This window comes from Fodinibius sp. GM108, from assembly GCF_058386985.1.
This window is the reverse complement of sequence record NZ_JBYEIR010000002.1, coordinates 55,306-66,876: the sequence shown is the minus strand read 5'-3', so window position 1 is coordinate 66,876 and position 11,571 is coordinate 55,306. Positions and strand designations below refer to the sequence as shown.

10 protein-coding genes are annotated in these 11,571 nt (G+C 44.3%); 6 read left to right on the top strand and 4 right to left on the bottom strand.

Annotated elements, in window-relative coordinates:
• Positions 1-9: 9 nt before the first annotated feature.
• Positions 10-549 (top strand): REP-associated tyrosine transposase, encoded by a 540-nt coding sequence (locus ACT3ID_RS03600; protein WP_491540624.1) that lies wholly within the window; start codon positions 10-12, stop codon positions 547-549.
• A gap of 145 nt (positions 550-694) precedes the next feature.
• Here ACT3ID_RS03600 and ACT3ID_RS03595 read toward each other — a convergent pair whose 3' ends face one another.
• The 3 genes from ACT3ID_RS03595 to ACT3ID_RS03585 form a co-directional block, all read right to left on the bottom strand.
• Positions 695-2,464, bottom strand: a complete 1,770-nt coding sequence (locus tag ACT3ID_RS03595; protein WP_491540623.1) for an SLC13 family permease — start codon at positions 2,462-2,464, stop codon at positions 695-697.
• Positions 2,465-3,087: 623 nt separating this feature from the next.
• Positions 3,088-5,157 carry a helix-hairpin-helix domain-containing protein gene (locus tag ACT3ID_RS03590; RefSeq protein WP_491540622.1) on the bottom strand — a complete coding sequence of 690 codons (2,070 nt, stop codon included), beginning with the start codon at positions 5,155-5,157 and terminating at the stop codon, positions 3,088-3,090.
• Positions 5,157-6,002 carry a hypothetical protein gene (locus ACT3ID_RS03585; protein WP_491540621.1) on the bottom strand — a complete coding sequence of 282 codons (846 nt, stop codon included), beginning with the start codon at positions 6,000-6,002 and terminating at the stop codon, positions 5,157-5,159. Before ACT3ID_RS03585 ends, ACT3ID_RS03590 begins: the two co-directional genes overlap by 1 nt.
• 59 nt (positions 6,003-6,061) lie before the next feature.
• On the opposite strand from ACT3ID_RS03585, the gene porD reads away from it, so the two are divergent.
• The 5 genes from porD to ACT3ID_RS03560 all read left to right on the top strand — a co-directional run bounded on the left by porD (position 6,062) and on the right by ACT3ID_RS03560 (position 10,808).
• Positions 6,062-6,976: a type IX secretion system protein PorD gene (gene porD / locus ACT3ID_RS03580; protein ID WP_491540620.1), complete on the top strand. Its 915-nt coding sequence runs from the start codon at positions 6,062-6,064 to the stop codon at positions 6,974-6,976.
• A 196-nt stretch (positions 6,977-7,172) separates the two neighbouring features.
• Complete coding sequence (locus ACT3ID_RS03575; protein WP_491540619.1) at positions 7,173-7,946, top strand: electron transfer flavoprotein subunit beta/FixA family protein; 774 nt, start codon at positions 7,173-7,175, stop codon at positions 7,944-7,946.
• A 94-nt stretch (positions 7,947-8,040) separates the two neighbouring features.
• Positions 8,041-9,015 carry an electron transfer flavoprotein subunit alpha/FixB family protein gene (locus ACT3ID_RS03570; RefSeq protein WP_491540618.1) on the top strand — a complete coding sequence of 325 codons (975 nt, stop codon included), beginning with the start codon at positions 8,041-8,043 and terminating at the stop codon, positions 9,013-9,015.
• 165 nt (positions 9,016-9,180) lie between these two features.
• A complete protein-coding gene (locus ACT3ID_RS03565; protein WP_491540617.1) occupies positions 9,181-10,509 on the top strand; it encodes an FAD-dependent oxidoreductase in 1,329 nt (442 codons plus the stop codon).
• Entirely contained in the window at positions 10,506-10,808 is a 303-nt protein-coding gene (locus ACT3ID_RS03560; RefSeq protein WP_491540616.1) for a ferredoxin family protein, read from the top strand. The genes ACT3ID_RS03565 and ACT3ID_RS03560 overlap by 4 nt, the downstream gene beginning before the upstream one ends.
• 204 nt (positions 10,809-11,012) lie before the next feature.
• On the opposite strand, the gene ACT3ID_RS03555 is transcribed toward ACT3ID_RS03560, so the two are convergent.
• Positions 11,013-11,303 (bottom strand): beta-sandwich domain-containing protein, encoded by a 291-nt coding sequence (locus tag ACT3ID_RS03555; protein ID WP_491540615.1) that lies wholly within the window; start codon positions 11,301-11,303, stop codon positions 11,013-11,015.
• Between the last annotated feature and the right edge of the window lie 268 nt (positions 11,304-11,571).

Below are 11,571 nucleotides of genomic sequence, written 5' to 3'. Positions count from 1 at the left end.
AAACCATTTATGAGCTCCTGGAAAATTCATTCCGATACGCTTTACTATTTTTGCACAATATCAATTACAGATTTCTATCCTGTATTCACTGATACTAAATATTTTGATATAGTTGTCGATAGTCTAACCTATTGCAAAAATAATAAAGGGCTAAGTATTCATGCATATGTAATTATGATTAATCATATACATTTAATTTTATCTTTAAATAATAATACAAGCCTCTCAAGCATTGTCAGAGATTGGAAACGTTATACCTCAAAGGAAATAAGCACTCATTTAACAACAGATCAACAGTCAAATGCACTACGTATTTTTAGAGAGGCAGCTTCTGATAAGCAGGATCAAACTTATAAAGTTTGGCAATCAGGATTTCATCCCATTGGTTTATATTCGGAATATTTTTTCTTACAAAAGCTGAATTACATCCATGAAAACCCAGTACGCAAAGGGTATGTAAATAAACCAGAACATTGGGTGTATTCCAGTGCCGGTAATTATGCTGGGTATTCTGAACTACCATTGAAAATTGACATTCTTGAACATTAATGGTGTAATATGACGTTCGGGAGTTCAACTCCCTCCCATCTCAATTTTAGTTGTGAGGAGGTTGCACCTCCGAACTGAACAACCTCGGGAGTTCAACTCCCTCGGAACATTATTGAATGTTGTGAGAGGGTTGTACCCTCGAACATCAAAACGGCCAAATAATTGGGACCAACATCAGCGTTACAAAAGCAATAAGAATATTAAGCGGCAAACCAATTTTGGTGAAATCGGTAAAATGATACCCACCGGGACCGTAAACCATCAAGTTCGTCTGATAACCAATAGGCGTAGAAAAACTGGCCGAAGCCGCCATAATAATCACAAATACAAAGGGCATTGCGCTAACACCAAGGGAAGCTGCAACTGAGATAGCGATAGGAAAAATTAAGACAGCGGCAGCATTATTGGTAATGAGCTCGGTTAATAACCAAGTAGCCAGATAGGTACCTGTTAAAGCCATGTAAGGATTATTTTGCAGATACTCCATCATCCCCATAGCCAAATACTGAGCTGTACCGGTTACTTCCATGGCATTGCCAATCCCCAGAGCTGCTGCAATCACCAGCAATACCATCCAGTCGATACTTTTTTTCATTGAGCTGGGCTGAAGACATCCCGTAATTATCATTAATCCCGCAGCTGCAAAGGATGCCTCAAACATAGTTAATACTCCAAAGGCCACCGTTATCACCATCACTCCAAGAATACCCCATGCCATTCCTGATTTGCTGTAGTTTGGCTCCTTGGAGTCGCCAATACTACTTATCAAATAAAAATCACTCGAATTTTTAAATTGATCCAGAAAATTAGGATTAGCTTCTATCAGCAAGGTATCCCCGGCTTTAAGCACAATGTCTCCCACGCTTTTTTTGATACGTTCTCCGTTGCGGGATACTGCCAGGATCACTCCGTTATAACGATTTCTGAATTTACCTTCACGGATAGAGATTCCTGCCAAAGGGTTGGATGGAGAAATAACTGCCTCAAACAAAAGACGTTCCCGCTTTGTGGATTCTAATTTAAAGATCTGCTTAGTAGCAGGCTTCAATCCTTTTATTTGTTTTAGATCAATGATAGACTCCAACACACCCGCAAAAATTATTCGGTCATCTCCCTTCAGAACCACATTATTATCGATTGGTGCAATAATTTGATTTCCACGATTTATCTCTACTACAAAAAGACCGGGCAGATCCAATAATCCTGCCTCTTCAACAGTTTTATTGACAAGTGAGCTTCTCTTGGCCACCATCATTTCAATGGTATATTCCCGTGGATCTTTAAAACTGTCAAAGCCTGATCCTCGGATAGGCAACAAGTTTCGGCCCACAACCACCATATATAAAAAGCCAATAATAGCACAGGGCACTCCAATCAAGCCCGGTTCAAAAATCCCGATAGCCCGCGTATTCGGCTCAGCGATAAGTAATCCATTGACAATCAGATTCGTGCTGGTCCCGACTAAGGTACAGGTACCTCCGAGTATGGCAGCATAACTAAGGGGAATAAGTAATTTGGAAGCAGAAATTCGATTTTTGCGCGCCCAGTCCTCAAGAGCGGGAATAAATGAGGCCACAACCGGCGTATTATTCAAAAAAGCGCTGACAATCATTACCGGCGTCATAATGCGGATTTGTGCCCGACGTATATTCTTGGAACGTCCTATTATCCTGTTTACAATCAGCTGAATACCGCCAGTTTCCTTCAGTCCGGCCGCTACTACATACAATGCCCCCACAGTAAGCATCCCCTGATTGGAAAAACCGACTAGTGCTTCTCCCGGTGAAACAACCTGGGTGATAATAAGGACTGTAAGTCCCCCCAAAAATACCACATCGGGAGAAATGCTGGTAGCTACCAACACTCCGACACAAAAGAGTATAACCAATATGAGTATCCATCCCCCAACTGTCATAGATAGCCTCGATCCATTTTATCAAAAATATTTTATTGGTAGCTAATCGGCAGGTTCAAATAGATGACTTCTTATTTTTCTCCCCCTCAAAGCATTCACCTTCCTTCGCTCTTATTTACTTCCTGCAAATGAATAATATAGCCAAAATTTTTAACCCTAAAAGAATATCAGCTGTTCCTTAAACAGAACTAATATTGTAGGTCGGCCATCTTACCCGGCTGATAAGCATTCAGTTCTAGCCCGGCCTTGCCTGCCCTCGTGGAATCCTCCGAGTAAGCGGAGGGCCACAAGGTGGCATTCCACAGGGCCTGTCCCGAGGATTCGGGGAAAGAACCGGGCTAAAATATAAACCGAAGTTGCCTGAAGGCTGTTTGCTAACTCTGCCCTTTATCTACTTTCTACATCAATAATTTGAACCGATATTATCAGGATTGAAGGATGGACAGGATTTAGCTTTGATGTAGGTCGGGCATCCTGCCCGACCATTCATTAGAACATCAAGCACGACACACGAGCGGTTCTGCCGGTTGTACTAGGATTGAAGCTATTTAAAAGGCGGACGCAGAGCGTCCATAGCCTTCAGTCGCAGAGCAACTGAAAGAAATAGGATAGTGGTGATTATTCTAAAACACTACTCTTGCTTGCAATCCGATCTCGCTTCGTGTATCTCCCTCAATCTGATTTAATCCACTGCCAACCACTTGCTCATCCTCATAAACGGTAGCACCAAACTTTGCCCAAAGCTGGAAATAATCAGTCGCCTCATAATTCAAGAGCAGATACAAACGCTGTCCCTTATTAAACAGCGATTGACTAGAAAATACATACAGCAGATCATTCTCAAACTGGTAAACACGCGTGGCAAAACTATCGGTATCAAACATAGTAACGCGGGTATCAAGGCGGATACGATCATTTAACAGCAGTCGGAGATCCTGATACATCAGATACCCTGTTTCCAGTTCTTCTCCCGCCTGCTGACTTTGGACCAGCTCTCCTCTCGTCCGTAGTCGTACTTTTGAATTCACCCAATACGCCAAATTGGCCCTAAAGCTGGTCCGCCGGGCCTCCCCCAGCTCGCGCTGAATCCGCCCAAAATCATCCGTCGTCTCATACTCATCATCCTCAATTTCACTCCGCAACTGAACATAGAAATTCAAATCTGACGTCAGCTCCACCTCTGCCTTACCCAACCAATCGTAACCTTGTGTAGGTTGGTTAGTACCAAACCGTGCACTAGGGAATCGAAATTGGTCAACGTAAGCGCTCAAAGTGATACGACTGCCGATCGTATGCCGCAATCCCAAATATACGCCCTCCTCATTTTTAGGCTGCCCCGATACTTCTCCAAATCCGCTGCCCAATATCGACTGAAATTCTTTCTGATAATTGCGATAGGCCAGTGTCATCTCTGTTTTACTACCAAGCTCGCTTTCCACTCCGGTAATAAATCCCATGCCTCCGTTCTCACTGCGAGCCGCCTCTCCAAAAACTACGGCCGGACCAGCGATAAAACGATAATCAACTCCGAAAGCAGAATTCGACTTTCCTTCAAAATCATATCGGGCATATGTCTGATTTCTGGCAGCTATATATCGATCAAAGATAGTTTGATAGCCGGTGGCACCGATAATACCGAAAGGCAATTCCAGCTGGATATTCCCACCGAACAACTTGTGCTGTAGATTATTTCGCTGAAGAAATTCTCTTTCTGTCCGATGGTAACCGCTGGTTTGCGGAAAGCGTGTGGTATCTTCACTGATTTCACTTGCAGTGCGTTTGCGACTCGAAAAAAATCCGGTAATCTGAAGTTTGTCGCCATACGTGGCCGCTGCACCGCGATAGTAATTGGTCTCCTGCGCCGAAGTATAGGGCTTGATCCCGCGACCGTTTCGGCTTATCGTTCCCACCACATCACTGCCTTTCCCAAACGCAACTCCGCTCCACAGCACCAATCCCTGTCCGAATGAAAGACTATAGTCTCCGCCAACCAGCATCTTTAGGTTGCCATTATTCTCCAGGGCCACATGCCAGCTTTGGTGATCAAACTGCACTGGACCCACGAGCTCTTCACCGGGATCTTTCTCCTGAGTAATATTCATCGATACGTGGTCACTCTGGTAACCGAAACGCTGGTAATATTTAACGGCACTGCCGATATATCCTCCCTCAGAAGGATCTTCCTGATATCCCTGCGCCTCCTGCAAATCCCGTTGATATCTGCTAAACGCCTGAAACCGCCCGCCGCTGGTCCAGTACTGGTAATCCGTAAAAAGCGATCTAGTCAGCTCCAATCCACTGCCGACAGTCACATATGGCATCATTTTCTCGAGCGTTACACGTCCAATGCCAGATACATCACTTAGCTCAGAAATCGATTCAAACGGTTTCTCGTTTTCCCGATAATCGATAATGGCTCGAGCTTTTTTGAGGTTGAGTCCCGGCACTTCCAGCAAGTTCTTTACTCCGGCCCGATTAATATTGATGGGATTCTCTGCTAATTCTTGTAAATACTGGGTAAGTTCTTCACTGTCGAACTCCGTGTTTTGGGGATCAAAAACCTCAATTGCTTCTTCAAGATCTTCTTCGACCTCCGCACGAGTTGTATCCTGATCCTGTGCCCAAACTGCTGAAGGCGTTGACCATAGCAAAGATATTCCTAATACTATATATAATAATAAGATACGATCCATCACCAGCAAATTTTAAAATCGATGGCAGGGCTGTATCCCAAAACCTGATCTTCGTGTCGCTGGACAGCGACATTGGCGCTCCAGAATGATCCGCTGTAACCAAATCCGGCCGTAAACATTTGTGGTGCTTTTATAATACCCGCACGGCCTGTTAATCCCTTAATGATATTGATCTCCACTCCTCCCCTGTACGAAATGGGAAATTGAACGTCTTTCACTACGTCTGTGGTAAACAAAGCCATCTCGGACAATTGATAAGAGAGACCCACGCTAAGTTCACGAGGCAGTTTTTCGTTGTTGCGCGATCCATATTCCGGCTGATTGACATTCGTGGCTTTGGCTCCGATCCACAGATCAGAAATAATCCGTGCTGCCAGTCCTACATCTACGCCAAATGCTCCAGCTGATCCATAACCACCACCTTGCACGACATGACTATAATTGAGAATAGCCCCGTAATGAAATCCCACAAAAGAATTTTTGTAGCCCAGCCGCAGCCTGTTTTCGTTAAACAGATCAAAACCGTAGCGGTGAGCACCAATTCCCAGTACGCCAAATTTTGTTGGATGGGTAAGCGACATTGCCATATCTGTTATTTCAGCAAAACCGAAATGGCGAACACCAAAGAAAGAAGCATTGCGCTGATTCTCCGGCATCATGGCAGGGTTGGCAAACATGGCCCATGTCGTTCCCACAAGAGCCGTTTCAGCCTGTCCCACTGCCAATTCCCTGGCACCAATCACAGCCTGGGCTTTAACCTGCTGGGATCCGAAAAACAGCAATAAAAAGGCTGCACTCAGAACGACTCTCAAATTACTGCGTAAATGCAACAGCTTTCGTATCATATGAGGTGGATATAATTATACCCCGATGAATAATCTGATGAACAATCTATTGAATCGAAATGAATAATTCTTTCCGTTATAATTTTCTAATCTGCTGCATGACACTGTCATTGGCATTTGGGATAACTCGATCCATAGTGGCTCAGGAGCTTGATGCCGATATCACAATCGATCGCAGTCAGGTGAGTGGTACGTCGCTCAGCTTCCTTGATAACCTGTCGAACGAGCTGGAATCATATATCAGCGAATATCAATGGACCAGTACCAGTTTTCGTGATTATGAACGCATTAATATGCAGATGCAGATCACGCTGCTTAGCGTTGACAATGATTATAATGTAGAGGCCCAGGTTTTTATCCGCAGCCGCAGACCTGTTTATAATTCTACACGCCAGACCGCTGTTTTTCTTTTCAGTGATGATAACTGGGTTTTTAATTATACTCCCAATCGGAGTCTTATTCACGACGATCTGCAATTCGATGAACTGACCAGTTTTATAGATTTTTATGTATATATCGTTTTGGGATTTGACTTCGATTCTTTCGAAGAACTGGGCGGCTCATCCTATTATAGAGAGGCACAGGATATAGTATCACTGGCACAAACGACCTCTTCGGATGGCTGGTCGCGGGGTAACAATCGAAGAAATCGCGCGCAGCTGACATCAGATCTGCTAAGCACTAGCTTTGAACCCTATCGTCGAGCGATATATCAGTATCACAGACACGGCCTGGATCTATTTTTAGATGATCCACAAAAAGCTCGTCAACAAGTACTACAAGCATTGGAAAAAATACAGCAGGCACAAAGGAATACATCCAGTGATGTACTGTTTGATATCTTCTTCAATGCCAAATACCGGGAACTAGTCTCAATCTTTGAGGATGCCGAGCCAGAAGTGCGGCTTGAAGCTTTTAATCTTCTCTCTGAAATTGACCAAAGCCACCTCTCCGAATACCGCAAGCTACAGTGAACTGAATAATGAATGGTGAACTTTGAATGACGATTTTGTGCAACCAGTCCACTGCTACTGCCAACCACCTACCGCCAACTGCATCCTGCCAACTGTTGTCTGAGCACTGCCCACTGAATTTTTAACTTCAGGTTTTGTATATTCTTCGCCTGTTCATTACAATAATTTCCATTCTAACTGAAAATAATCTCATCGTATGAAATTTTATGTTTGCATCAAGCAGGTTCCGGACGTAGACGCGCCTATTCAGATAAAGGACGGAAACCTGATTCAGGATACCGATCGAATGATCCTAAATGCCTACGACGCTTCTGCTGTTGAAGAAGCTTTGGTCTTAACAGAAGATCAGGATGACAGCGAGGTTGAAGTAGTTCTTGTAGGTCCTGACAAAGCAAAAGAGACGATTCGCAAGGCTCTGGCCATGGGCGCCGACAAAGCAACACATATCCAGACAAATGGCGATGAGGAATATGACTCTGCTACATATGCAAAGATTCTCTCAACCTTTTTCGAGGATAAAGAATACGATGTAATCTCCTGTGGAAAGCAGTCGCAGGATACCGACGCAGGCTTGACCGGCGGAATGCTTGCTGATCATTTGGGATTGCCTTATGCAACCAATGCGGTGGGGCTCGAATTAGAAGAAGATGCCTTGGTTGTCAAACGTCAGGGTGATGCGGGACAAGAGATTATCGCACTGCCTCATCCCTGTCTTGTAACCTGTTCCAATGATATGAACGAGCCGCGGATTCCCAGTCTTAAAGGCATTATGCAATCGAAGCGCAAACCGATGGAAACGATTGAGCTTAATGATTTGGGCCTGAATGAAGATGAGCTGGCTGCCAAAACCAAAGTTACCGGTTACATGGAAAAGCCGGAGCGTGAACCCGGACAAAAGTTTGAGGGTGAACCGGAAGAGATGGCTCAGAAAGTAGCTAAGCTCCTAGACGAAGAAGCAAAAGTAGTCTAATTCGTAACGCCTAATGCGTGGTGAGCTACATTTCATGCATTACGGGATCACGCATTTAACCAGTCAACAAAATTTAGAACGAAATATTACAATCATGGGTACTCTACTAACACATATTGCCATCAGTGATGGAAAAATTAAACGTGCTTCTCTCGAAGTTTTGTCTCATCTGCGGAAGTTAGCTGAAGAAAACGGCCATACTACAGAAGCCGTCATTATTGATGCTGAGGCTTCAAATTATGTCGATCAGGTTAAACAATACGGCGCTTCCAAAATTTATACTATAGAGGATTCTATTTTTGAAAATCATATGAATGCTCCTCTGCTCAAAGCACTTTCACAGGTGATGGACGAAGCCGATCCCTACATTTTTGGATTCGGCTCAACAGAAAGCACCAAAGATATTCTCGGTGCTTTGGCAGCCCGACGAGATGCGGCGGTTCTGTCGGATGTCTCAGAATTTGAGCTTACGGATGATGGCATCAAAGCCACGCGTCCGGTTATGGCGGCAAAAATATTATCTGAAGCTACAGCTTCCGACGATACAATTCTTGTTTCTGTCCGCTCTGGATCGTACGAGCTCGAAGAATCCCCTGCAGACAGCGAAGTAGTAAATATCGACTTTAGCATCGACGAAAGTGAAATTAAGGCGAAACTTCGCGAAGTTGTCGGAGCCTCAGGAGATAAAGTTGATCTATCGGAGGCTGAAACGATTGTTGCAGCCGGCCGCGGGACCAAGGATGAAGAGGGACAAGAGCTTATCGAAGAGCTGGCCTCAGTCTTGGGTGCAAGTATTGGTGCCTCACGGGCTCTCACTGAAGCGGGTATTATGGATCCCAGCCTGCAAATCGGACAAACCGGAAAAGTTGTTTCCCCGCAGCTTTATATTGCTGTTGGGATTTCAGGAGCTATCCAACATGTAGCGGGTATGTCGAACAGTAAAGTGATTGTAGCTATTAACAAAGATCCCGATGCCCCGATTTTCGATATTGCCGATTACGGAATTGTGGGCGATCTCTATAAGGTGTTGCCACCGTTTATTGAGGAACTCAAGAAGATTAAAGCATAATAGCGATCTATCTCGTGACGATGCTCCGCGTCGTCACGTATCCTTCCGTCGCAACGCGGAGCATTGCGACGAGATCAAAATAACCATCGTTCGGGCATTCGCTCGGACGATAGCACAAGCGGACGCTTGCGCTATCTAATAAGTTTTAAATAACCTCATAAAATAATGATGGATGAAAAGTTTGACTGTATAATTGTAGGAGCGGGTATTGCTGGTTTGGCCGCAGCTATGATACTAGCCCGTAATAACATGAAGTTTCTGCTCATCGAGAAAGGCGAATTTGCCGGCTCTAAAAACGTCTCCGGTGGCGTATTGTGGGGACGTGATCTGGCCCGGCTCGTCCCGGAATATTGGGAGGAAGAAGATGGCGGCTGGGAACGTTATATCAATCACCGGCGCCTCACCTTCATGGATGATCAGTCAACCTTTTCGATAGATTTTAAATCATCTCACTTCAATGAAACTCCTTATTCTGGCGTTGTAGTACTGCGTTCCAAATTTGACCGCTGGCTGGCAAATAAGGTTCAGGAAGAGATCGATAACAGTGATTATGCTATGGAATCGTTCATCGCCACAAATATCAAGGTTGATGAAGTACTTATGGAAGACGATAAAGCTGTTGGGATCCGCACCGGTGAAGAGGAATTTCATGCCGACAGTGTAATCATTGCCGAGGGCGTTAATAATTTGCTGACGCGTCAGGTTGGACTACAGGATGATTATGTACCCGCCGACCATATGCTAACGGGTATCAAAGAAGTTATTCGGTTTGATCAGAAAGAGCTGGAAGATCGATTTCAGCTGAATGGACTCAGCGGTATGTCAAATGAGTTTCTGGGATATTCGACCGACGGCGTAGAAGGCGGTGGATTTTTATACACCAATCGTGACACTATTTCTCTAGGTTTGGTGGTTGGCATCAAGGATATGTGCAACAAACAAAAACAGCCGCAGGATATTCTGAATCATTTCAAAAGCCATCCTGTAGTTAAAGATACGATTCGAGGGGGCGAAGTGGTAGAGTATTCTGCACATGTGGTGTCATCCGGCGATATGCGCGTGATGCCCAAAGAGGTTTATAAAGATGGACTACTGCTGTGCGGCGAAGCGGCGAACCTGTTGATGAATGCTGGAAAAGCGATTCAGGGAATGGATTACGCTATGCGATCTGGAATTCTGGGCGCCGAGACTATCATCAAAGCCAAAGAGCGCGATGATTTTTCCAGCGATACAATGAAGGAATATCGCCAGGCGCTGGAGGAAAGTTATGTGATGAAGGATATGCGCAACTTTCAGGATGCTGTTCGAATGTTGCACCAACCAGAAATGTTTACGGATGTACCGAATTTGGTTTGCGATTTCGGGCGTAAGTTTTTCACTATTGATGACAGCCCCACCAAAAAATCACGGCAGCAATTTATGGAATCGGTCAAAGAGCACTCTTCATACTGGGATTTAATGAAATTAGGATTTAAAGGAGCAAAGTCACTATGAAATTACTCGATCTTACGGAACGACTGGGACTGGTCAGTTATCGAAATCAGGCCAAATCCGAAATTAAGCCTCATATTAAGGTAGATACGGATATCTGCAATAATGTTTGTCCGCATAAGTGTACCGTGTATGTGTGCCCTGCAAACTGTTACACGATGGATGAAAATGGCGATGTTCATTTCCAGGTGGAGGATTGCATCGAATGTGGAACCTGCATGTATGCCTGTGATCAGGGCGCTGTAGAGTGGAATTATCCCGATCCTGAAATCGGCCGCGGTGTAACCTGGAATTTCGGATAGTAACCTCGTGGACCGACTGGATTTGTCGTCCCACGAGTTGTTACTTTATCTCGTGACGATGCTCTACGTCGTAACCAACTACCCCAGGCTCTGCGTGGAAACCCTAATATCTGCTATAAGCTAAGAAAGAGAATGGCTCTGAATGGATCAGCAAATAAAAAAGGCCGCCCAATGGACGGCCTGTATTTTTTTTATAATTGAATTCTATGAATCACCAGATGGCTCTAGTGCAATTTGAACTGCGCCACCTTGCTCAGTGACTTCAACCTCTTGCTCCCAATCCTGATAACCTTCAGCTGAGGCCGTTAGGGTATAAGTACCGGGCTCAATATCTTCAAAAGTAAAGGTTCCGTCGTCACCGGTAGTTGTCTCCTGATTCTCGCCTTGCAATGTTATCTGAGCATTAGCAACAGGCTCTTGACTCGAAGCATCAACAACTTGTCCTGTCAATTCCGCTGGCTGATCTTCTTGAGCCAGTGCTTCTGTAGAAATCATTGCAAGTCCAATCATTAACGTTAGCGCTGAAATGAGAACTTTTTTATTAAATAAATACATATAGCGTCTTTATTTTTATTGTCCTTTATTAAAAGATGTTGACAGTGTCTTATCTAGTTAGTCAACTATCAGTTATACCAACTCGATTTAAATTCAGTTGTTCCAAAACAAGAAGCTTTACAACAAACTGGAATTTCTCTTCTGCCTTTTATCAGCTGATCAATTATTACAAAATGATTTGCCCCAATTTTTTTATTTTTATTAAAAG

Coding starts and splice junctions, on each gene's coding strand:
- ACT3ID_RS03590 (WP_491540622.1), bottom strand. CDS start 5,157: ATGGATCGTATCTTATTATTATATATAGTATTAGGAATATCTTTGCTA.
- ACT3ID_RS03560 (WP_491540616.1), top strand. CDS start 10,506: ATGAAATTACTCGATCTTACGGAACGACTGGGACTGGTCAGTTATCGA.
- ACT3ID_RS03600 (WP_491540624.1), top strand. CDS start 10: ATGAGCTCCTGGAAAATTCATTCCGATACGCTTTACTATTTTTGCACA.
- ACT3ID_RS03555 (WP_491540615.1), bottom strand. CDS start 11,303: ATGATTTCTACAGAAGCACTGGCTCAAGAAGATCAGCCAGCGGAATTG.
- ACT3ID_RS03585 (WP_491540621.1), bottom strand. CDS start 6,002: ATGATACGAAAGCTGTTGCATTTACGCAGTAATTTGAGAGTCGTTCTG.
- ACT3ID_RS03570 (WP_491540618.1), top strand. CDS start 8,041: ATGGGTACTCTACTAACACATATTGCCATCAGTGATGGAAAAATTAAA.
- ACT3ID_RS03595 (WP_491540623.1), bottom strand. CDS start 2,464: ATGACAGTTGGGGGATGGATACTCATATTGGTTATACTCTTTTGTGTC.
- porD (WP_491540620.1), top strand. CDS start 6,062: ATGAATAATTCTTTCCGTTATAATTTTCTAATCTGCTGCATGACACTG.
- ACT3ID_RS03565 (WP_491540617.1), top strand. CDS start 9,181: ATGATGGATGAAAAGTTTGACTGTATAATTGTAGGAGCGGGTATTGCT.
- ACT3ID_RS03575 (WP_491540619.1), top strand. CDS start 7,173: ATGAAATTTTATGTTTGCATCAAGCAGGTTCCGGACGTAGACGCGCCT.